Source organism: Niallia sp. 03133, from assembly GCF_052663225.1.
In genome coordinates this window covers 155,568-178,419 of the sequence record NZ_JBQTCY010000010.1, presented here as the reverse complement: position 1 = coordinate 178,419, position 22,852 = coordinate 155,568, and the positions used below count along the sequence as shown (strand labels likewise).

Annotated in this window: 22 protein-coding genes, 1 pseudogene and 1 riboswitch; of the genes and pseudogenes, 14 read left to right on the top strand and 9 right to left on the bottom strand. The window is 34.8% G+C overall.

The window, feature by feature from the left end:
* Window positions 1-271: 271 nt before the first annotated feature.
* From ACTYBU_RS15620 to ACTYBU_RS15610, 3 genes are all read left to right on the top strand, one after another.
* Window positions 272-1,756: a S41 family peptidase gene (locus tag ACTYBU_RS15620; RefSeq protein WP_445491142.1), complete on the top strand. Its 1,485-nt coding sequence runs from the start codon at window positions 272-274 to the stop codon at window positions 1,754-1,756.
* Window positions 1,757-2,280: 524 nt separating this feature from the next.
* Window positions 2,281-3,186 (top strand): CobW family GTP-binding protein, encoded by a 906-nt coding sequence (locus ACTYBU_RS15615; RefSeq protein WP_445491141.1) that lies wholly within the window; start codon window positions 2,281-2,283, stop codon window positions 3,184-3,186.
* Window positions 3,187-3,294: 108 nt separating this feature from the next.
* Window positions 3,295-4,146, top strand: a complete 852-nt coding sequence (locus tag ACTYBU_RS15610; RefSeq protein WP_445491139.1) for a hypothetical protein — start codon at window positions 3,295-3,297, stop codon at window positions 4,144-4,146.
* Between the two features lie 46 nt (window positions 4,147-4,192).
* Here ACTYBU_RS15610 and ACTYBU_RS15605 read toward each other — a convergent pair whose 3' ends face one another.
* Window positions 4,193-4,435: a DNA alkylation repair protein gene (locus tag ACTYBU_RS15605; RefSeq protein WP_445491138.1), complete on the bottom strand. Its 243-nt coding sequence runs from the start codon at window positions 4,433-4,435 to the stop codon at window positions 4,193-4,195.
* A gap of 767 nt (window positions 4,436-5,202) precedes the next feature.
* Here ACTYBU_RS15605 and ACTYBU_RS15600 point away from each other — a divergent pair.
* Together ACTYBU_RS15600 and ACTYBU_RS15595 are read left to right on the top strand one after the other, a co-directional pair.
* Window positions 5,203-5,982 (top strand): CAP domain-containing protein, encoded by a 780-nt coding sequence (locus ACTYBU_RS15600; RefSeq protein ID WP_445491136.1) that lies wholly within the window; start codon window positions 5,203-5,205, stop codon window positions 5,980-5,982.
* A gap of 801 nt (window positions 5,983-6,783) precedes the next feature.
* A complete protein-coding gene (locus ACTYBU_RS15595) occupies window positions 6,784-7,287 on the top strand; it encodes a GNAT family N-acetyltransferase (RefSeq protein WP_445491135.1) in 504 nt (167 codons plus the stop codon).
* Between the two features lie 99 nt (window positions 7,288-7,386).
* On the opposite strand, the gene ACTYBU_RS15590 is transcribed toward ACTYBU_RS15595, so the two are convergent.
* The 6 genes from ACTYBU_RS15590 to ACTYBU_RS15565 all read right to left on the bottom strand — a co-directional run bounded on the left by ACTYBU_RS15590 (window position 7,387) and on the right by ACTYBU_RS15565 (window position 11,933).
* A complete protein-coding gene (locus ACTYBU_RS15590) occupies window positions 7,387-7,836 on the bottom strand; it encodes an Hsp20/alpha crystallin family protein (protein WP_445491133.1) in 450 nt (149 codons plus the stop codon).
* A 29-nt stretch (window positions 7,837-7,865) separates the two neighbouring features.
* A complete protein-coding gene (locus ACTYBU_RS15585; protein WP_445491132.1) occupies window positions 7,866-8,372 on the bottom strand; it encodes an Hsp20/alpha crystallin family protein in 507 nt (168 codons plus the stop codon).
* A 207-nt stretch (window positions 8,373-8,579) separates the two neighbouring features.
* Window positions 8,580-9,938, bottom strand: coding sequence for an MATE family efflux transporter (locus ACTYBU_RS15580; RefSeq protein ID WP_445491131.1), 1,359 nt, complete (start codon window positions 9,936-9,938; stop codon window positions 8,580-8,582).
* Window positions 9,939-10,045: 107 nt separating this feature from the next.
* A complete protein-coding gene (locus ACTYBU_RS15575) occupies window positions 10,046-10,345 on the bottom strand; it encodes a hypothetical protein (RefSeq protein WP_445491130.1) in 300 nt (99 codons plus the stop codon).
* A gap of 62 nt (window positions 10,346-10,407) precedes the next feature.
* The gene (locus tag ACTYBU_RS15570; protein ID WP_445491129.1) at window positions 10,408-10,968 is read right to left on the bottom strand and encodes a GNAT family N-acetyltransferase; all 561 of its coding nucleotides are present in this window, start codon (window positions 10,966-10,968) and stop codon (window positions 10,408-10,410) included.
* A gap of 377 nt (window positions 10,969-11,345) precedes the next feature.
* Window positions 11,346-11,933 carry a DedA family protein gene (locus ACTYBU_RS15565; RefSeq protein ID WP_445491127.1) on the bottom strand — a complete coding sequence of 196 codons (588 nt, stop codon included), beginning with the start codon at window positions 11,931-11,933 and terminating at the stop codon, window positions 11,346-11,348.
* A gap of 221 nt (window positions 11,934-12,154) precedes the next feature.
* Here ACTYBU_RS15565 and ACTYBU_RS15560 point away from each other — a divergent pair, with 221 nt between their 5' ends.
* Window positions 12,155-12,490, top strand: coding sequence for a DUF4870 domain-containing protein (locus ACTYBU_RS15560; protein WP_445491125.1), 336 nt, complete (start codon window positions 12,155-12,157; stop codon window positions 12,488-12,490).
* Window positions 12,491-13,003: 513 nt separating this feature from the next.
* Here ACTYBU_RS15560 and ACTYBU_RS15555 read toward each other — a convergent pair.
* Window positions 13,004-13,567: a YdcF family protein gene (locus ACTYBU_RS15555; RefSeq protein ID WP_445491124.1), complete on the bottom strand. Its 564-nt coding sequence runs from the start codon at window positions 13,565-13,567 to the stop codon at window positions 13,004-13,006.
* A gap of 141 nt (window positions 13,568-13,708) precedes the next feature.
* Between ACTYBU_RS15555 and ACTYBU_RS15550 the strand changes: the two genes are divergently transcribed.
* On the top strand, window positions 13,709-14,494 hold the full coding sequence (locus ACTYBU_RS15550; protein ID WP_445491122.1) for a hypothetical protein: 786 nt from the start codon (window positions 13,709-13,711) through the stop codon (window positions 14,492-14,494).
* Window positions 14,495-14,870: 376 nt separating this feature from the next.
* On the opposite strand, the gene ACTYBU_RS15545 is transcribed toward ACTYBU_RS15550, so the two are convergent.
* Complete coding sequence (locus ACTYBU_RS15545; protein WP_445491121.1) at window positions 14,871-15,674, bottom strand: EcsC family protein; 804 nt, start codon at window positions 15,672-15,674, stop codon at window positions 14,871-14,873.
* 232 nt (window positions 15,675-15,906) lie between these two features.
* A riboswitch (FMN riboswitch) is annotated at window positions 15,907-16,052 on the top strand.
* 463 nt (window positions 16,053-16,515) lie between these two features.
* On the opposite strand from ACTYBU_RS15545, the gene ribE reads away from it, so the two are divergent.
* The 7 genes and pseudogenes from ribE (at window position 16,516) to ACTYBU_RS15510 (ending at window position 22,413) form a co-directional block, all read left to right on the top strand.
* The gene (gene ribE / locus ACTYBU_RS15540; RefSeq protein ID WP_445491120.1) at window positions 16,516-17,169 is read left to right on the top strand and encodes a riboflavin synthase; all 654 of its coding nucleotides are present in this window, start codon (window positions 16,516-16,518) and stop codon (window positions 17,167-17,169) included.
* Between the two features lie 22 nt (window positions 17,170-17,191).
* Window positions 17,192-17,788: pseudogene (ribB, locus tag ACTYBU_RS15535) on the top strand (3,4-dihydroxy-2-butanone-4-phosphate synthase); the annotation flags it as partial.
* Window positions 17,789-17,814: 26 nt separating this feature from the next.
* Window positions 17,815-18,291, top strand: a complete 477-nt coding sequence (gene ribH, locus ACTYBU_RS15530) for a 6,7-dimethyl-8-ribityllumazine synthase (RefSeq protein WP_445491118.1) — start codon at window positions 17,815-17,817, stop codon at window positions 18,289-18,291.
* A gap of 528 nt (window positions 18,292-18,819) precedes the next feature.
* A complete protein-coding gene (locus ACTYBU_RS15525) occupies window positions 18,820-19,470 on the top strand; it encodes an EAL and HDOD domain-containing protein (protein ID WP_445491117.1) in 651 nt (216 codons plus the stop codon).
* A gap of 12 nt (window positions 19,471-19,482) precedes the next feature.
* A complete protein-coding gene (locus tag ACTYBU_RS15520) occupies window positions 19,483-20,055 on the top strand; it encodes an EAL and HDOD domain-containing protein (protein ID WP_445491189.1) in 573 nt (190 codons plus the stop codon).
* Window positions 20,056-20,482: 427 nt separating this feature from the next.
* Window positions 20,483-21,469 (top strand): diaminopimelate epimerase, encoded by a 987-nt coding sequence (gene dapF, locus ACTYBU_RS15515; protein ID WP_445491116.1) that lies wholly within the window; start codon window positions 20,483-20,485, stop codon window positions 21,467-21,469.
* A 209-nt stretch (window positions 21,470-21,678) separates the two neighbouring features.
* Window positions 21,679-22,413 (top strand): thermonuclease family protein, encoded by a 735-nt coding sequence (locus ACTYBU_RS15510; RefSeq protein WP_445491115.1) that lies wholly within the window; start codon window positions 21,679-21,681, stop codon window positions 22,411-22,413.
* Window positions 22,414-22,852: the final 439 nt, after the last annotated feature.

Here is a 22,852-nt window from a genome sequence, read left to right as displayed (position 1 = left end):
TGGAGGATGAACAAAACCCCCACTGATGGAAGGTTTACTTTATAATATAGAGCGGATAGGAAATTCTAATAGAACAAAACGGAGGGCAAAGGATTTATTTGCCCTAAGATAAGGCTTGTCGAAGACGTTTATGTTTCGAAGTATGAAACCTAGGAAGGTGTTCAAATGAGTATTTGGCTAATGAGAGGATCTGAATAGGATCAAGAAAAAGAAGCGTTTGTCGACTGTCTTTCTAATAAAACGTTTATAATTTGAAGTATTGTTATGGTCAATGAAAGTGGTGAACTATTTGGAGAACGAAAAAAATGTAAAAAATGAATCATCGGAAAATGAATCAAGTTTTATTAGGATGAAAAAATTTCAATTTGTGATGCTTTTATTTTTTACTGTTATATTAGCAGCTGGCATTACTACCATCGCATTAGCATTTGGCGATGAAAAAGCAGTGAATGTTGGCACAGAAAGAAGCGAATTCAATAAATTATATTCTGCATATGATACTTTGAAAAAAAGCTATTACAAGGATGTGAATACAGAAGACCTTGTAAATGGAGCAATCGATGGAATGTTTTCTGCATTAAATGACCCTTATTCGGACTATATGAATGAAAAGGAAGCGGAAAATTTTCATGAAAGTATTTCTTCTTCTTTTGAAGGAATAGGGGCAGAAATTCAGAAAATAGATGACAAAATTGTGATCGTTACTCCTATTAAAGGTTCTCCTGCAGAAAAAGCAGGTTTGAAACCAAATGATACCATTGTTTCTGTTGATGGAAAAAGCCTGCAAGGGATGAGCTCATCTGAAGCTGTCTTGTTGATTAGAGGGAAAAAAGGAACAAAAGTTAAGCTGGAAATAGAAAGAGCAGAAATGGAAAAGCCAATGGATATCTCTATTGTTCGTGATACTATTCCGATTGAAACAGTTTATGGTGATGTTAATAAAGAAGGAATTGCAGAGATACAAATTACAAGTTTTTCAGAAAATACTTCAACTGAACTGGTAAATAAATTAAACGCTTTACAGAAAAAAGGGATGAAAGGTATTGTCTTGGATTTAAGACAAAACCCTGGCGGTCTATTGCCGGAAGTGCAAAAAATAGCGAATCTTTTTGTACCAAAAGGTAAAGTGATTTTCCAAGTGGAACATAAAGATGGAAAAGTTGAAAAAGCTGTATCAGAAAATACCAATGGTACAAATCTGCCACTCGTAGTATTAATAGATGGCGGAAGTGCTAGTGCATCTGAAATATTGGCTGGTGCTGTTAATCAATCAGCAGGTGTGCCTTTAGTTGGAGTTAAATCCTTTGGAAAAGGAACTGTTCAAAGTGCAACAGACTTATCGGATGGAAGCAATATTAAATTAACAACCGATAAATGGCTTACACCTAATGGAACATGGATCCATGGAAAAGGGATAGAGCCAACTTATAAAGTGGAACTTCCAAGCTATGCTAGTCTGTCTATTATTAATCCAGATTCTAAATTGAAAAAAGACAGCAATTCGGAGGAAGTAAAAACGGCCCAACAAATGCTAAATGCATTAGGTTATAAAGTAGATCATGCAAATGGTTATTTTGACGATAGCACGGAAAAAGCTGTTAAAGAATTCCAGCGAAAAGAAAAACTTAAAGTGAATGGTGTAATCACTGGCGATACGACGGTTGCATTAATGAATAAACTGAGAGAAAAAATTCAAAAATCAGATACACAAATGAAAAAAGCAGTTGATGTGTTAAAACAGGAAATCAAAAAGTAAGGGTATTAGGGTGATACAATGATAAGTTGTATCACCCTCCTTTTATTTCGCTTGGCTCTGTTAAACGATAATGTTGTTTTTGGCAAGGCAATTTGTAAGACTTCTGTTTAAAAAACGGGCTGGGAAGACCCCGCAAGACGGGTAAGAGCGATAAGGCTTGCCGGTTCGTAAGAGGAAAGCGAGTAGATTCCCTGACCATTCAAAAATCAACAATGAAATTTAACAGAGACCACGATGCTAATAACATTCGCACCATGGCGCATGAAAAGAAGCAGTTTACAGTAGAGAGCAGTCAGAATACACGAAGACTCCTGCGGGATTAGCGGGACAGGCTCGGCGCCCGCCCCGTGGAAAGAGAAGTGTATTCTGACTGAGGTCTTTATTTTTCAGGGTAGCCTTTCGCTTAAACACAATTTAGCTTCTAAAAAGCAACTAATAAATAGGACGCCATCCACAGAGAAGCAAAGAATTACTATGAAAGGCTTTTTTATTTTATGACAATAACATGAAAAAGGAGAAGCAAAATGAAGAGAGCAGAAATGTATATCTTATCCGGGTTTTTAGGCAGCGGAAAAACTACCTTGTTAAAAGAGTTATTAAAAAAAGAAAAGGAAGAAGGGAGAAAAGCAGCCGTATTAATGAACGAATTTGGCAGTATTTCTATTGATTCAAATGAAGTGGATCAGGATATTCCTTTAAAAGAGCTATTAGGTGGCTGTGTCTGTTGTACCATTCAAGAAAAATTAGAAGCGCAGCTTCAATCATTGCTAATGGAAGAACAGCCTGAAGTGATTTTTTTAGAAACAACTGGGGCGGCGCATCCTGTTGAAACATTGGATAGTATTCTATCGCCGCTATTAATAAGCAGGCTGCAGCTGAAAGGAATTATTACTGTAATTGATGGGCTGCAATGGCTTCATCGTCAAAGCTTTAGTCCTGTTATTCAACAATTGCTTTTTGAGCAGGCTAGGCATGCTAATTTACTACTTATCAATAAACAGGATTTATTAAAAGAAGAAGAAAAAGCAGCGCTGACATTTGAACTACAATCCATAAATCCTCATGCTTTTACACTATTAACAAGTTATAGTAAAGTTCCTTCAAACAAAATAAAAGGTTTGCAGGTTCATTTTAATGGAAGAATTGAAAATACTAGCAAACCTAGTTTGCAGTTAAGTTCCTTTGTTTATACTTTTGATCATCCTATTTCTGCAGATAAATTTGATTTATTCCTAAGAAGTCTGCCAGATGCCATATATCGAATAAAAGGGTATGTGCTTTTTTTGCAAGCACAGTATCCGGACTTGTTTCAATATTCCTATGGTACACCCATATTTATGAAAGAAGAGATGAAAATGCCTTTAAATATGGTATTTATAGGTGAAAATATTAACTGGAAGGACATCGAAGCAAAATTAGATGCATTGTAGCGTTTACGGTATTTATCTTTAATTACATTTTATTACCAGATATTCTTTCGTGTTTAGTCTGAAAAAAGGGGCAAACTTTTTATAGGATAAAACGAAGGATGGGAAACAATGTTGAAAAAAATATTATTGCTGTCTATTTGCTATTTTTTTATAAGTGGTCTTAGTAATCATACAAGTGCTGAACAAAAGGATGCTCTTTATCCAATTATTAGTTATGATATACAGCCGTTATATTGGAGCACTGCAGATAAGATTATTCCGAGGTACAGCAAGTTTTCTATTATAGATATTGAAACTGGCAGAGAATTTCATGTACAAAGAAGAGCAGGAAGCCAGCATGCGGATGTACAGCCTTTAACAACAGCAGATACCAAAATAATGAAAGAGATATATAAGGGAAAATGGAGTTGGAAAAGAAGAGCGATTATTGTTATGGTAAATGATCAATGGATTGCTGCATCCATGCATGGAATGCCCCATGGTGCAGGTGTATTAAATAATAATTTTCCGGGTCACTTTTGTATCCACTTCCTTGGCAGTACTACACATAAAACAGATAAAATGGATTTGTCCCATAAATTAATGGTGTATAAGGCTGCAGGAATTTTGCCTGACTATTTATCGCACTTAAATCCAAACGAACTGATCCAATCATTTGTTGCTGGATTAAAGGAACAGGATACATTTATTCTTTCACAAGTAACAATCGGACATATAAGCTGGAAGAAAGAATTAACTTCTTTAGAAAACATCACATTAACTCACATTAATGTGAATATGGACAAAGATGAGATATGGAAAAACAATAGAATCGATGCTGAGGTTGAATGGCAAGTGTATATAAAAAATAGTAAACCAATAAAACAAAATAAAAAACTGACATTAATTCGAAGTTCTCCCCTTGAACCTTGGAAAGTGGTTGTTGAAAAAAATTATTTCAGTAAAAATCAGGAAATCTAATTGACTTCCTGATTTTTATTGTTCCTTTATAAGAATGTTGTGCATTCTACTTCATTTCCCCAAACTTAACAAATGTTTTTTCATCTTCTACTAATCCACAAGCTGCACATTGAATTCGGTGCTGCGGACCATTGTATCCCATATGAAAAGGGGACAAATTGTCCGAGGTATATTCTTCTACAATACTCCCAGTTTGAGGATCCAGTTTAACTGACTGTGCTACTTGCTGAATAATATTAAAACGAGTTCTATTGGTTTTGCAATTAGGGCAGCAATATGGTGTGCTCATCTTTTTTACTCCATTTCTTTATTATTTCTTCCTTATTATGTTTCCATCCTTTTATATGAAATATCCATTTGAATACTAATTTTCTGTTTTGAGGTAAAAAACATCATAAGAATAGAAGGGAAATGATAAAAAAGGATAATATAACCTATTTAACGATTTATCCCACTCTTAACGGGCAGTAAAACCCCTACCTCAAGATACAGAGAAATCGAGGAAGCTAGGAGGGGGGATAACTACCCGTAAAGATCCGAGGGAGGTACACAAACTAAGATCGCCACTTCCTTATGTCTTCGTTTGTGTGATCCATATCCTGTGGAACTCAAGCTTTCCATCAGTGAGGGATAAACAAAACCCCTACTGATGGAAGGTTCACTTTATGTGAAAATAAATGCATAAAAAAACGTAATTATTAATATAGACCTGTTTATTTCGTCACTTTTATGTAACAAAAGTAATATAAATTCCTCTCTTAAAAAACTGTCAATAGATTTATCTTTCCAAATACTGGATTGTTAATATGCTTGTTTCCAATTATGGAAAAGATGCTAATTGAAAATTTAGGAAATATAGAGCTCCTCGATCAATTGATATATCTAGCATTCTGTCAATTTATATGAATTATTAGGAGAAAAATAGACTTCAATTCTACTACTTGGGAAAATTCCCCTTAAAAATGACAGAAAAATATATGTTATGATTTGTTTGTACGACGAAGACAATCAATTTATTAAACTACTAAGTTCAACATCCAAGGAGGATTTTAATATATGAAGAAGAGAAATATGATTTTTACAGCAGCAGCAGCAACAGCAGTATTAATGTCTAACCCATTGGTGAACAAAGCAGATGCAGCATCTATTCAACCTAAAGCAAATTCAAAAGTAATCGTAGAGTCTTGTCAATTAAATCAAGATCAAATAAATACTATTTTAGAAAAATATAAAACTTCAAATTCTATAGACGTTAATAAAGTATTAGCTGAATTACAAAATACACAGCAAACTGCACCGAAGAAACCAGCAGCAGAACCTTTGAAAGCTCCAGAACCAAAGAAACAAGCAGTAGAACAAAAACCTGCAGCGGAACAAAAACCAGCATCAGCTCCAACACCAAGCAAACAAACAACACCAGCACCATCAGCAAACACTTCAACAGAAACTGCTGATTCTGTAAGTGCTTATGAAAAACAGGTGGTGGAATTAACGAATAAAGAAAGAGCAAAAAATGGTTTATCAGCATTACAATTAGATACAGAATTAAGTAAAGTAGCTAGAGCAAAATCTCAAGATATGAGTTCAAATAATTACTTTGATCACAATAGTCCAACCTACGGAACGCCATTTGATATGATGAAAAAATTCGGCATCTCTTATAAAGCAGCTGGAGAAAACATTGCTAAAGGACAAAAAACTCCAGAAGAAGTAGTACAAGCATGGATGAACAGTGAAGGCCACAGAGCTAATATTTTAAGCAGCAAATTTACACATATCGGTGTAGGTTATGTTGAAAATGGAAATTACTGGACTCAGCAATTTATTGGAAAATAAAAACCGGAACTATCGAAGCCTAAAAGGTCAATATGATCTTTTAGGTTTTTTTTGTTGTTTAGGAAATGATAAACCCAAATAGAGTGGTGGATAACTTTGCAGTTTGGTCCGCGTCCAGCTCCGACGTACAGGATGTACTAGTGCCGATGTTGCAACAGGCTCGCAGGATGCGGGTCAATCGACGTTGCAACAGGACGTTGCGTATTTAGTCGATTTTCCTCTTTTGCGGAGTTAATCGGCCAGCGCCTAGCGCCTATCAAACTTCAGGTCATCTCCCTACGATAAGTCAACATCGATTTGCTAGCGCTCATCGTGTTTCCTTTATCCACCGTTAACGGACAGTAAATCCTTTATTTTAGATAGGTTAGCTCTAAATTGAGAAGCCTAGTCTTAATTTAGACATACTGTCCGTATACGGCCGATCGACTCATCTAACCATCAGGAAGAAAACATTTTCTGATGGAAGGTTCGCCTTATCTCAGTCGAAGCCCTTCCGAAGTACAGGATGTACAAGTGCCGATGAAGACATAAGGCCGTGGCGTAGTTAATCGGCCAGTTTGTACGGCGATGATCAAGGCGCTTGCGCTTTTGTTCTGCATTAAAGAATAAAAAGAAATTATTAATAAATTTAGGAAGTGAATTCTTATATTTTTAATCTATCCAAAAAAGCACAAAATATTGGTTTTTTATTTCAGAAATATGTATAATGGCTTTTTCAGCTTTCTAAAGAATAAAAACTTTAAATACTTTAAAAAGGAAAGGGGAAAATAAAAGAAATATATGTGTATAGGAGAATCAAATGTGAAAATTAGACAAGGTCAATTAAATGATTTGCCCATTATCATGAATTTTGTGAAAAAAAATGTTTCTATCATGAAAGAAGAAGGAAATGATCAATGGTCAAACGATTATCCAATAGAAGATGATTTTAAAAACGATATAGTAAACCATCATTTATTTGTTGCTGTGCTAGAGGATAGGCCAGTAGGAGCAATTACAATTGATAGAGAATTTAATGAAAATTATCATAAAGTTAATTGGACCTATCCTGAAAAGAACTTTTTTGTTATTCATCGTTTGGCTGTAGATCCAGGTATTCGAGGGGGAGGAATTGCAAGTGAACTTCTTTCATTCGCAGAAGTCTATGCAATAGAGCATGATACATTTTATTTAAAAACAGATACGTATTCGCTAAATGACAAGGCGCATAACTTATTTATGAAAAATGGATATAATAAAGTAGGTGCTACCTATTTCGAAGGAAAAGAAAAACCTTTTTATTGTTATGATAAATCATTTTTATAAGTACCCAGGTTGGCTATTTCTTTCATTGAAATCAAAAGTTGGAGTCCAAAAAAGCGTCACTTTATTAAATTAGTGACGAACTAGGAGAAAAACAAAAAACTAGTATTTTTGGATATCTGCTTTGTTAAGGAAAGGAAATTGAATGATCAGTAGTCCATTTTTGAAATGGGACTTCATTTCAGTTTCTTTTATAGAAAAAGGAGTAGCAATTTTTTTTTTGAAATGACGATTTTGTCTTTCTTTTAAGAAATAGGAAACATTTTCCTGAAGGGAAATAAATGCACCATTTATTACTAATGTATTATTTTCCTCTACCTCAATCGATATAGTATGAATATCAATACCGGGAAGCTCCAATTCAATGAAGAGTATATTATTTTTTATAAATGCATCACAAGCAGGAAAAGGGGTATTGCTTGTAATAGACGAATGACCTGCCAAATTTATTGGATTCGTTGTGTGCTGTTGAAATAAGTCGATCCAGTAATTATTTTCTGAATGGTGTTCGGAAAATTGATAAATTTTCTTTAAGTTGTCAAAACCCATCATTTATTTCCTCCATTATAACTAAGGTTGAATTAAATTTCCGACACATCTATTTCGGAATACTGCATTTCAGTGCTTTTCTGCATTTTTATTTCCAGTATGCGATCTTTATAATCAGCCGTAGAGCCTTTTTTTCTCACTATTGTTGGAAGCAGGATTGTATGTTTATCTTGCGGCTGAGGAACATGCTCGATTATCACTTGATTAGAGGTAAAATATATTTTCACCGATTTCAGCCATTCTTCCTCTATGATAGGAATTCGTACATAACAATGATGATGTGTTTCAAAGACCACATAATCCAATTTTTTTCCGGGGGCTGTTTGATTCATTTGGTTAGAATGCTTCATTTGCGACATATTTTTAAACATATCCTGAGGATCCATTTTTTGGAGGGAATCTGGCATTAATTTATCCATCATTTCTTGTACATATTGTTGGATATCGTTTGGTTTCATATGGTCTAATTTTGATTTTGCATCTTTATTAAAAGGGAATAAATTCCATGGGAACATCAGAAATTCATCCTTTCTTTCCATAACGGCATCTTATTACGTTTCCTTTTATCCTATTCATAAGCGCCTAAAAAGTGTTTATTATTATGTTATTTTAAGAGCCTAGTCTCAATCATGTATAGGAGTGTTGTCTCAAAACTAAATAGAAAAATAAAAAAAGTGCTGCATTATCAAGTGATAAATACAGCACTTTTTTTAGCAAGTGCATACATTTATTCAAAACCTTTAATATTAAGCGCTTTTTAATAAAAATCGCATTTTTTCAATAAAGAACAATCTGCTGGAGAGAAAAATAGCGCCAGTTGCTAATCCAGCGATCAATCCGATCCAATAGCCAAAAGGCCCAAAGCTGGAGTATTCGGCAAGGACGTAGCCTAGCGGCAAACCAATGATCCAATAAGAAATAAAGCTCATAATGAAGGTGATATTTACATCTTTATATCCTCTTAATGCCCCTTGTATAGGGGCTTGAACAGCATCTGAAATTTGAAAGAATATGGCGTAAATAAGGAAATGGGCAGTCACCTGCAATACTTCCTTGTCATTTGTATAAATGCTTGCTATATCTGTTCGGAATGTTAATAAAATTATCCCGCTAATCATGGCAAATGCAACTGCTAAGCCAACTCCCAGCCAGCTATAGATTTTGGCGTCTTTATAACGATTTCCTCCTACTTCAAATCCGACTAGTATCGTAAGGGCGGCAGAGATGCTAAGCGGCATCATGTAAAGCAGTGATGCAAAGTTAATAGCAGATTGATGTGCAGCAATTGTATTCGTATCATAATTACTCATTAAAATCGTAACGGCACTAAAAATACTTGTTTCGAAAAAAATCGAAAATCCTACTGGAATGCCAATAATTAATATTTCTTTCCATGCTGTCCAAGAGACTGCATGCCTTTTTCTGAAAATAGGATAGTTGGCAAAAGGCTGATGGTGATACACAATATGCATGGCAATCAATAGGATAATCCAGTATGTAATGCTTGTTGCTACACCAGTTCCTACACCGCCAAGTTCAGGGAAAATCCATACTCCGTTAATAAAAATATAATTTAACACAATATTTATTGGAATCGCGGATAAAGTGATAAACATGGTAACTTGGGTTTGTCCTAAAGAATCAATAAAGGATCGAAGAACAAAATATAAAAAGATGGGAATGATCCCAAAACTTAGGGTGATTAAATAGTGATATGCAACACTTTGGACTTCTTTTTCTAGTCCCATCCCATTTAAAATCGGATCTAGAGCAATGACTCCGATAAGGATAAGCATAACTCCCATAGCTATTGCTATATAGGCCGCCTGGACAATGGTAAAGCCAACTTTTTCTTTTTCTTTTTTTCCTAACAGGTGGGAAACGATTGGCGGAATGGCTAATAAAATGCCAGTTAAACCTGTGTAAATAGGTACCCAAATGGAGCTGCCGACTGCTACCCCTGCAAGATCAATGGGGCTATAGTGGCCAGCCATGATAGTATCTACAAAGGTTAAGCCAAACATGCCTACTTGACTAACAAGGATGGGAAGTAAAATGATAAATAACTGCTGTAATTTTTGTTTGGTTGAATACGTTTTCTTCATGTTAATTCCTCTTTCTATTCAGTAACGAACGTATTATAACATACAATTGGATAAAAAGAGGAATATTTTACTGCGAAAATATTGTTTTAAATAGGGAAGAGATAATTTTACAGTTTAGCCATGGGAATACAGTGTTTGTTCTTCTTTTTGCAAAAATACATCTTTATCCTAAATCCTAACATGCAAATAAGCGTTTTTAATAGTTTCGTTACAAAAGGGATAATCATCTTATCTACATTAATATCTAATTTAGACATTAGTTTAGGAAATAAGAAAGTAGTGATGCTGCATAAATTAAATAGTCCCCATGCAATAATCGCTATAAAACTAGATCGAATAACTTGATTTTCCAAAGAGGTGGATACCCATTCATACGGAAGCAAACCAATTAAGTATGACATATCCAATGATAAGCACGTAAAATAAACACAAAAAATTACAGCTGTGTAAAACAGCTGCAATTTCCTTTTTAAGCTTCCAATCGGTCTGTATTTATTTCGTCCAGTGTTTGGGATCGTAATGTGTAGAGCGTATATAAATCTTTTGGTATTTCAAATAATTGATAGTTGATACCATTTATGTTTAATTTTTCTAATAAAGTTTTTCTGGTTTCATTAGCAGGAACAACATAGGGTAGTTTTTCAGCTGCTTTTTGAGAACGAATATTTGTATCTTTAATTCTCATTAATACGGTTTCCATATTCAGCTGATAAAAAATTTCAGAGAAAAACTGTTCTTTTGCCTGTTTATTATAGCCTTTGCCATGAAATGGCTTACCAAGCCAAGTACCAAGAAATCCTGTATTTTCATTGATATCATATAAGCTGATTGTTCCGATTGGATTTTGCCATTCATCCAGTATGGTACGAGAAATCAAATGCCCTTGTTCTTCCGCTTCTATCGTTTGTTTCGTTAAAAATAAATATTCTTCATAAGAATAAGCTTTTTGACGAACAAATGGGAAGACATCTGGATGTGTCATAAGCTCATATAATACATGGCATTCTTCTAGCTCCCTTTTTTTCAGCATAAAAAAATCCCTCCATTTTCAACTAATGAGGGTAGTTTTTCTCTAGCACAAAAAAAGGAAAATCCACCCTCGAAATTTTTTATATCCTTCTAAAAAATTTCGGGGTGGGAATCGAACCCACTAGAACCAATTTGGTGGCGCACCATTTGCCTTCCCATATTTTATTCCGCAAAGAACAGGCAATTTGACCATTATGATCCACTAGAAAAATCAATGGTTTACTACCTGTTGAGCATGCGATAAATTTCAATAATCAAACCATAGTTTATTATTTTATTATAATAATAAACTATCTTAATCATACAAAATTTTGATTAAAATGGAAATAGGTATATGTTAATTTTATGTAAAAAAATGTTTGTCTAATGTGAATGGGTTTATTTCTTTTTGCGAAATTGAAAAAGAAAATAAATAACGATAGCAAAAGCTGCAACTGCGATAATTGGGGTTAAATAGGGTTTTGCATAGGTTTCAATATTATTCCAATGATCGCCAAGCTTCATTCCTAAGAGTAAAAAAAGTACTGTCCATGGTACAATGGCAGCAGTTGTATAGAGAAGAAATTTGCTAACTGGCATTCTAGCTATACCTGCTGGGATGCTGATAGCATGTCTTACTACAGGGATGAACCTGGCTAAAAAGATCATTCCAGTACCGTACTTTAAAAACCAAGCTTCTGAAGCATCCACATGCTCTTTTTTCATGAGTATGTATTTCCCATAGCGGTCAATAAAAGGGCGTCCGCCATAATAGCCGATCCAATATATGAAAAGCTGTGCCAATGTACCGCCGACTACTCCGGCTATTAGTGCTCCTGCAAAGTTGATTTCTCCTAAATGGATGAGATAGCCTCCATAGCTTAAAACGATTTCACTTGGAATAATTTCAATCATTAACCCAATTGCAATGCCAAAATAACCTAGCGACGATAAAAAATCAAAAATTGTTGCAACAAATTCACTCAAAATAATCTCTCCCATATATTTTTCCAACATCTTTATGTCTTTATAGGATGTCTATATTAGTATACATGACCATGGGGGGAGAAAGAAATAATTCGTAAACAGGATAAAAAAAATTCATTGTTTTAATGAAACAATTTTTTTATTGTTCCGTATAAATTAAGAGACAATAAAATATCTTCTTTTGTGCAATTATCGTAAGTAATTTATATTGGAGGTCGAAAATGAACGTTTCAAAAAATGTAAGCAATGATGAAAAACTATTTGCAATGCTTATTTATTTATCTAGCTTTTTTACAGTAATAGTTGGACCATTAATTATTTGGCTGTTAAAAAGGGATTCTGCATTTGTTGATTATCATGGAAAAGAATATTTTAATTTTGTTATCTCTTATACCATTTACTTAGCTGTCAGCGGCTTATTAATGATTATCATTATAGGAATTATTACAGGGTCTATTGCTGGTTTGCTTCTGTTTATTTTCACGGTTGTTGCGGCAGTAAAAGCATATGATGGGAAAGAATACCGTATTCCGTTTGTATTTCGTTTTATTAAATAGGATGGAAGTTTCAAATTCTATGATTGTTTGAAAGTAAGTTGATTGGGGTGAAAGAGGTGAGACTCCTACAGGATTAGCGAGACAGTCCGAGACCCTGCAGGCGAAGCCGAAGCGGCTCAGGCGAAGCACCGTGGAAAGCGAACCCCTGGAACGGAAATCAACATCCCATCTAATAGAAAAATAAATGAAAAAACTGTAAACAAACTTCCTTTTTAAGCAGCGTTTGTCTACACTCTGACCCGTTTTTTATAAAAAAGGACGGGTTTTTATTGCCTATTGTACTTCTTAATCCTATGAATTTGCTGCGGCAGATATTCCATTGAAACCTGCATTCATACGAGAACATCAGCTTTGAATGGATAATAGAAGGAGGGAAGGAATGCCAAGTAAAAAAGGAAATTGCTTCATAAACTAAAATATCGGAACTGATGTATCAAACGGTACTTTAAAGAATAGTGTACCGTTCTTCTTAACTATTCAGGTAAGTAAGCTATTAATAATACAACTGTTCGACTAGTACCCCTTCCATTTCATCTTCACAATGGCAGCATATTCACGCAAATACAAGGAGGTTCTCACTGTAACAGGTGTGGGAGCTGCTAAGGGATAAGCTTTTATTCCTTCTTTTTTAGCAATGGTGACAGCACGGAATAAATGGAAATCATTGCTAACAATAACTGCTTCACCTATAGCATACAGCTTTTTTGCAAATTCAATATTTTCATAGGTTGTCGTGGAAGTGTCTTCTATTAAAATATTTTCTTCTTCTACGCCTTTGTTAACAAAATAATCTTTTAAAGCGGAAGCTTCCGTGATGGATTCTCCTCGTCCTTGTCCTCCAGTCACGACAATTTTTGAGTTCTTATTCTTCTCCCAATACTGCAAGGCTGTTTCGGCACGAAACCGCAGTGCTTTCGATAATGTATCTCCATTTACTTTTGCACCCAACACGATAATATACGGAATAGAATCTGGTGGATTTTTGGCTGCTGTTTTTTTTATTTGAACATAATAGTAAGTTGGCATTATTAAAAAAAGAATAAACAATAATAGCAAAACATAAAAAAACTTTTTCAAAAATTCTTCCTCCAATATTCATAGTTTCTGTGTTTGTCTAATAGAATAACTATTATTAGGATTTTCAGCTCTATTTTTAGGAAGCAAGCCCTAATTTAGTATCGGAATTTGACCTTTTTTTACTGTAAGGAGAATCATACAATGAACATTCAAAAATATTATAAACAGTCTGCTGCTGCTTCTTTAAATGCTAGTTTAATAAGCTGTATTCCTATTTTTTTGCTAAGCCTTTTTTTTATGGCCGTTCATTTGGATAGCATATATTTACTATATTTGCTGCCGTTTTGCATGTACAGTGTCGTTTCTTACGTTAGCTTTTATCTTCACCAAAACCGCTCACTAAAGGCAGCAGCCATCGTATCAGAAAGGCATAGGGAATCTCTCTTAGAAAAGAAAACTGTGGTGCTGACCTTTCTTCCTGCGCCTTCATTAAGAATGCTGATCTTTGATGCAGATGGTTTTGCAGTAGGAGAAATTAAAGATGAAAAATTTCAGCTTTGCCGTTGGTATTTTCCCTATTTTATTGATAGGTTGTACGCGAAAAGCTATGGATTTTATAATAGTCATTCGATGCTGCAATATATATTCACCATAAAAGGACAAATGATCGAAATAAAAAATAAAGAAGGCAAAAAAATCGGCAAAATACTAGAACAAAAAACAGAAAAAGTTTCCATCATTGAATTTATGTACGATAAAAAGAAAATTACGATGAGAAAAAGCCTTGCTTTCACAGATTACCGTTTTATCAATGAAAAAGGACTGGAATTGGCAACTGTTAAAAAAGGATGGATGCCGAAAGAATGGAGCTGCCGTTTTATGAATCCTAATCTGCCGTTATTATCTATCAACCACTCAGCAAGCAATAAGGAAATGATCCATCTTTATGCATTATTAACAAAAATATATGCATATAAAGATCATTAAGTATTTAATTGGACGTTTGGTTCTATTAAATGGTTTCATCTTATGAATAAAAAAAGGAGGTGTCCAATAAGTCGTTTTTTCGACTTTTGGACACCCTTTTCAAGGTGAAAAATACTGCTGAATTTTCGTATAAGTTGCTGCTTTGTAATCCCCAGCCTGTATACATTTCACTTTCCGTCGGGGCGAGCCGAGCCGCTTCGTCGCTTGCGCTCCTGAAGGGTTTCTCCAGTCTCGCTAATCCCGCAGGAGTTTTCGTGTATACAGGCTGCTAGGTTCATGCTAGAAAAGAATTTCCTCTTATTCATAAAAGCTGCAAACTTTTAGAATACAGCCATAGATTTTGACAAGTTAATACTTTTCAGACAACCCCGAGTCGTTAATCGGTAACCTGTTCCATCTTTAAACGTTCTACGATTCGTCTTTTTCGATAAAACATATCAGCTGCCTCTGCGATTGACTCTATGCTGGAACGATTAGAAAATGCACCAAATACAATTCCAACTACTGGTACCATTTGAAAAAGCTTTTTCCATCCAAAAGAGTCTCTGTATGCGTAGACAACTTCACGCCAACCTTGCATTTCCGAAATAACCTCTCGCTTTATTTGTTCACTGTTACAGTCATAATTGCTTAATTGATTTAGTATCGTCTTTTTGCCAACCACATCTGCTGAAACAAACTGCAAACATTTTACGATGAATATTCTTTCTTTTTTCTCATTTGGTTCATAGCCGTAACATAAAGCGATATCCTGCAATAGTTTAATTTGCATGGACAGTAATACGGGAATATCAAGGCTTAATGTTAAAAAACCTCCTACTCCAGTACTGGCACCTTGTAGTGCTGCCCATTTTTTTCTGTTTTTTGCGAGCTTTGCCGCTGCTTTTTTCATTTCAGCCAGTGGCAAATTTTGTACTTCCTCCAAGGAATGAACGGAAAGATGCTGATAGTATTTTTTAATAGATGAAGCATTGCTTAATAATTTTCCACCGTTTTGAATATAGTTTCCCATTTCATCCAAAAGTTGTCCGATTTTCGTTTGAATAAATGCTGGAGTCCATTTATCTAATAGTTTAAAAGGTAAACGACTCAGTTTTTCCCAAAACCATAAATCTCCTTGATCTTTTTCCCATTTATGAATGGCGGTTAATTCATCTTGCAGATAGTTCACAGTTTCCATATTAGAACTCCTTTTAAAAAGTAATAGTATTAAAAGTTTGTACTATTGATACGATTAAAAATCAAAAAAGTTACAAATCCTTAAGTTATTTTCATTGCTTTCATTTATTATTTAGCGTAATATAAAAATAATTAAATAGTAAAGGATCATATTTTTTTGTTTGCAGAGGGATGTAACAATCATTTTGTGAAACGAAAGGCTGTTCAAAAAGTTTTTTGGCAGCAAGGAATATGATCGCCTTCGGGGTAGGGTGGAAATCCCAACCGGCGGTGATGAGTGGATAACTCTAAGCCCGTGACCCGGCTTATAGGAATATAAGACGGTGGATTTGGTGAGAAACCAAAGCCGACAGTAAAGTCTGGATGGGAGAAGGAATAACGAAGCTGTTGTAAAATTTTTTACTCGGTTAAATTGGGCAGAAAATTCATTATTTTGGGGTTTAATACTTATGGTTGTTTATCTAATAAAGAAGATTGATATTTATTAGTAGGCAGCAATTCATTTATTCCAGAAAAAATGATTTTTTTCACCTTTATTTTGTTATGGAATTTTCCCGTATATTCAAAATATACGGGTTTTTTGCGTTAAAGCGCATGGTTTCAAACAAAAGAGGGCAAGTTAATCTAGTCAAAAAAAAAATCCCGTTTTTTCTACTGCTTCTTGGAAAAGATATAATAAAACAGCAATATTCAAAAAGAATAGCTGAATGAAAACTGGAAAGACGAGAATGCTGCTGATATTTTCCTAGTTTCACCATTTATGATCCTCTTACCAAACTCCGAATTTACTATTTACCCATATCCATTATGAAAATTCCTGTTGAGAAGAAGGAGGGTGTTTTTTGTTTACTGGAATAATTGAAGAAAAAGGGACCGTAAAAAAGATCTCCCAGAGCGGACATTCACTAACTATAACCATTCAAGCCAACATCATTATGGCAGATATGAAGCTGGGAGACAGTATTGCAGTAAATGGTGTTTGTTTAACGGTAACTTCTTTTAACCAAACGGTTTTTACAATGGATGTCATGCCGGAGACATTTCAACAAACTTCGCTTCGTGCATTAAAAGATGGCAGTCCTGTAAATTTAGAACGGGCGATGCAGGCTAATGGCAGGTTTGGCGGGCATTTTGTCACGGGTCATGTAGATTGTACGGCAGCGATTTTAAATAAGAAACAAGTAGAAAATAGTGTTGTCATCGATATTGAAGTCCCAAAAAAGTATTCCCATTTATTGATTGAAAAAGGGTCGGTTACAATAGATGGAACTAGTTTAACCATCTTTAAAGTAAAGGATCATGCATTCACTGTTTCCATTATTCCTCATACTGCAAGCTTATCAATTGTAGGCAAGAAACAAGCAGGGGATATGGTGAATCTGGAATTTGATATGATGGCTAAATATTTTTATTCCTTTATGAATAAAGGAAATGAAAAAAAAGAAGAAAAAAGCAAGCTTACTCCTTCATTTTTAAAAGAAAATGGATTTTATTAGCAAGAAAGAAAGGTGAATACACATGTTTCATTCCATTGAAGAGGCGATCGCCGATTTAAAAAAAGGGAAAGTTATCATCGTATGTGATGATGAGGATAGAGAAAATGAGGGAGACTTCATTGGACTTGCTGAATTTGCAAGTGGAGAGATGATTAATTTTATGGCAAAAGAAGGAAGAGGTCTTATTTGTACACCAATAAAAAAAGAGTTGGCTGGACAATTGGAACTTTCTCCAATGGTTGAAGTAAATAATGATCCACGGGGAACTGCCTTTACGGTCAGCATTGATCATAAAGAAACGACAACGGGAATTAGTGCTTTTGAACGGGCGCTGACGATTAAAAAAATGGTCGAAAAAAAGGTGAAAGCACAAGATTTTACAAGACCCGGACATATTTTTCCTTTGATCGCGAAAGATGGCGGTGTATTGGAACGCAATGGACATACAGAAGCTGCTGTTGATTTAGCAGAATTAGCTGGAAGTGTGCCTGCGGGTATTATTTGTGAAATATTAAATGAAGATGGAACTATGGCAAGAGTACCTGACTTAATAAAAACAGCAGAACGATTTGACTTAAAAATGATTACAATTCAAGAACTTATTTCTTATATGGAAAAATTACAAAAAACAGAGGAGCCAACAATATGATTAAAACATACGAAGGAAATTTAATTGGAAGTGGACTGAAAATTGCAATCGTAGTATCAAGATTTAATGAATTTATTACGACAAGATTATTAGCTGGTGCAGAAGATGCACTAAAACGACATGGAGTAGAAGAAGCAGATATATCTGTGATTTGGGTGCCAGGTGTATTTGAAATTCCTCTTGCTTCCAAAAAAATTGCGGATTCTCATAAATTTGATGCAGTCATTACGTTAGGAACGGTAATTCGTGGTGCAACACCTCATTTTGATTATGTCAGCAATGAAGTAGCAAAAGGAGTTGCGAGTTCTTCCCTTTCTTCTGGTGTACCGATAATATTTGGAGTTCTTACTACCGAAACAATTGAGCAGGCTATTGAGAGAGCAGGAACAAAAGCAGGCAATAAAGGCTGGGAAGCTGCAGTTGGAGCGATTGAGATGGGGAATTTATACAAAGAATTTAAACTTAGTGAATAATTATCAGATATAATTGACAGTGATTAGATATCAAGGACTTATGAAATCGAGTCCTTGATATTTTTTTATAGAGGTTAGATTTATCCCACTCTTAACGGGCAGTAAGACCCCCATCTCAAGATGCCGAGAAATCGAGGAAACTAGGTGTTGAAACTTGCCCGTAAAGGTCCGATAAGTGCAACTAACTATCATTGAGGGATGAGGAAAAACCCCGACTGATGGAGTTTGCTTTATTTTGTTTTCGATTTTACAAACCGCATTTGAAAAAGTAAAAAAGTTTTCCATCCATCTATTGCTTTCTTAGAAGGTTCATCCTTCAATATACACAATAAATGGAATAATATAGGGATTATATGTTAAAATAGAACTATGTTTTCATGGATTGTTCATCTTCCTGAATAAAATTTCATTAACAATATATATGAAGAAAGATTCGTTTTGAATGGCGGATTCTGAAATTTTATAGAGGATTTGGAAGATTTATTTGAAGTATATGAGGTATAGCTTTATTATGGCGGAGGTAGAAAAATGGAAGTTTTTGTGGCGAGACAGCCGCTGTTTAATAGAATGGAAGAAGTATATGGATATGAAATACTATATCGAAATAATCAAATAAACAGTTTTCCTAATGTTGATGGTGATCATGCAACGGCAGATGTTGTTATCAACAGTTTTTTAAATATTGGCATAGAGAAGCTATCGCAAGGAAAGCCATGTTTTATTAATTTTACCGAAAATTTATTAGAATTAAAGCTGCCGATATATTTTCAGCCAAGAGATATTGTCATTGAAATTTTAGAAACTGTAGAACCTAGTCAAAAAATTATAAACATTTGCAAGGAGTTAAAAGAATTAGGCTATAAAATCGCTTTAGACGATTATATATTTGATAAAGATAATCTTTATGCGTATGATTTATTAATGCAGGCAGATATAGTGAAAATTGATTTTATGAACACTGCTGAAAAAACAAGAACAGAATTAGAAGTGATGCTGCAACCATTTGATATAATAAAGGTAGCAGAGAAATTAGAAACAAAAGCAGAATATGAAAAAGCAAAAAGATTAGGATATGAATTGTTTCAAGGATATTTTTTCTCGAAGCCATCCATTATATCAACACATGATGTGCCAACCTACTTTCATACTTATGTGAATATTATTAAATTTATTTCTTAAAAAGATCCAAACATTGATGTTATTTCTAACCTAATAGAACAAGATGTCTCATTATCTTACAAGCTGTTAAAACTAATTAATACGATTGGTTTTGGTCTTAAACATAAAGTGACAAGTATAAGGCAGGCAATCGTTTTGCTTGGTTTAATGGAATTGCAAAAATGGTTGTATGTTTTAGCGGTTCGTGAAAAAAACTCTCAAAATGGGATTTCAAAAGAAAAAATGAATCTATGTTTAGTGCGTGCCAGAATGTGTGAATTGGTGGCAAGACTTATGCCTACAGGTACGAATATTACTGGCCATTTTTTAACGGGAATGTTTTCTTTAATGGATAGCATATTAAATCTACCAATAAAAGAAATATTAAAACAAGTACCTTTAGATGAAGCGATATCTGATGCATTGATGGGAAAAAAGAATACTCAAAGAATCGTTTTAAATATGGTACTTGCCATGGAAAAAGCAGATTGGAAAACAATCAGCAAAAGCTGCCAGGAATTAAGAATAGAAGAAAAAGAGCTGCATCTTGCATACACAAATTCTATCCTTTGGGCAAAAAAATTATTGGAAGTTCGCAATAATTAATAAAGTGAACCTTTCCATCAGTGGGGGGTTTCTTCCTCCCCCACTGATGGTTAGTTGAACTTATCGGACCTTTACGGGCAGTTATCCCCCACCTAGCTTCCTCGATTTCTCAGCATCTACGAGGTGGGGGTCTTACTGCCCGTTAAGAGTGGGATAAAACAAGGCAAACACCTTCAGTAGGAATAAACCTAAGTGTGTTTGCCTTGTTTTATATAAAATGGAGATGGAGACTTTTTTCAATTCTTCATCATACTAAAAAATGCCTGCACTTTAGTATTCTTATTAAGGAAACAAATGAGGTATAACCAGCTAAGTGAGCGCTGCTTTCATTCCTTTTCCATAAAATAAGGGAGGAAATAATTGCAGGATGAAGTTATGCACAGTAAAATGGGAGAGAATAATGCAAAAATATTTGGAGGAACAAAAAATGAATATTAAATTAACTAAATGTCATGGAAGTGGAAATGATTTTTTAATTATAGATGAAATATCTAATCCGTATCATTTTTCAGAAGAGGAGCGTGCACTGCTTGCGCAATCTTTTTGCAATCGAGATTCATCTCTAGGAGCAGATGGAATTTTATTTGTTCTGCCAAGTGAATCGGCACATGCAAAAATGCGCGTTTTTAATGCAGATGGTTCCGAAGCTTCCATGTGCGGAAATGGAATTCGTTGTGTAGCTAGATATGTTTGTGAATTATTGGATGTAGAAGAAGCAATCATTGAAACAATGAAAGCAAATTTAGAAGTGAAAAAGGAAGAAGATATTTTTCCTGAAATACCAACTTATTTAGTAGAAATCTCGCCTGTGTCATTTAACGTGAAAGATTTGCCGTTAAACATTAATCAAGAAACATTACGCAATGAAAAGCTGCCGGCCTTGAATGAGGAGCTGGATTTTACTGCACTTGCAGTTCCTAATCCGCATCTTATTTCTATCGTCGATAAAAAACAAATCGACTCCTCTCTTCAAGAATCATTAAGTACATATGTTAATGGACCCAATGAATTATTTGAAGATGGAGTAAATGTCAGCTTTGTTTATATTTTGGAAAAAGGAAGTATTTATGTCCGAACATTTGAAAGAGGAGTAGGGTTTACAAATGCATGTGGAACAGCAATGTCTGCTTCCTCCCTTGTTTCTATTCTTAATGGATATAATCAAGTCGGCGAATATATTGAGGTATACAATAATGGCGGAAAGGTTCGCTGCTATGTGCATGAAACAGATGGTAAATATCGAATTGATTTAATTGGCAATGCGACATATGTTTATCAAGTAGAAGCAGAAGTAGATTTAAAATATACAGACAATTTTAATGTTTTAAATAAGGTATTGTGTGAAGAGGAAGCAGTTCAATATGAAAAGCTCCAACAAATGGCACAACAATTTTTGCGAAAAAATTTAGTATAAGAAGATGGATGCATAAAAATTAGGTGAAAGAAAGCTTTTTTAACACATAGGCTGTTAAGTATTGACAAAGCATTAAATGCACAAGCTTCAGGCTGTCCATTAGGATCTTTTCTTGATTGTTTAGGAACATCGAGAAAAGTCCTGAGTTAGAGACAGCTTTTTTATTTGGGCAATTACGGAAAAACAGCTGGGAGAAGAGAGAGGATTAGATGAAAAAAATAGTTGCAAGCTGCTTGGTGATAATGCTGTGTGTAACAGCAGGCTGTTCACAGACTTCCGAATCGGGAGAAAATAGAGAACAATCAACATTTAAAAGAGAAGCGGTAAAGCTTGATAAGGCAATAGACGGAGATACCATCGGGGTAGTTTATAAAGGTGAAAAGGAAAAAGTAAGGTTTTTATTAGTTGATACGCCAGAAACATCCCATCCCCGCTTTGGAGAACAGCCATATGGAAAAGAAGCAAAAGCATTTACGAGAAATTTAGTTGAACAGGCAAAAACGTTGCAGCTTGAATTTGATATCGGACAAAATCGGGATAAATATGGACGACTTTTGGCATATGTTTATGCAGACGGAGAAATGATTCAGGAAAAACTGCTTCAAAAAGGGTTTGCTAGGGTGGCTTATATTTATGCACCAAATACCCGTTATGTCGATTCCTTTACTAGTTTGCAGAAAAAGGCCCAGCAAAAAGGAATTGGCATATGGAAAGTTGAAAATTATGCTCAAGACGATGGTTTTCATAAAGATTTAATAGAACCAAAAGAAGAACCAGAAAAAAAGGCAAACAACTCCAATGCATGCAATATTAAAGGAAATATTACTTCTTCAGCAAAAATTTATCATACACCGGACTCACGCTGGTATAAACAAACAAAAGAAGAAGTCATGTTTTGTTCGGAAGAAGATGCGATAAATGCAGGTTTCCGAGCTCCAAAATAAAGTCTCCATACTAGGGATTTCTTGTTTGTTTAATTAAAGGAACTAATAGTATTGTGTTATAAGCAATTGTGGCTGTCCGAAAAGTATCAACTTTTCAAAATCTATGGCTGTTTTCTAAAGGTTTGTAGAATTTTGAATAAGATGAAATTCCTTTCCTATCATGAACCTAGCAGCCTGTTTGTTATACACGAAGACTCCTGTGGGATTAGCGAGATAGGCGAGATCCTGCCAGAGCGCAAGCGAAGAAGCGGCTCGGCGCTCACTCCGCAAGAAATCGAAGTGTATACAGGCTGCGAATCACAAAGCAGCAACTCATACGAAAAAAATCAGGAAAGCTGATTTAACAGTATTTTTCAACTTAATAAGGGTGTCCAAAAGTCGGAAAAACGACTTATAGGACACCTCCTTTTTTATTTCATATAATCTATAAAAGAAGAAA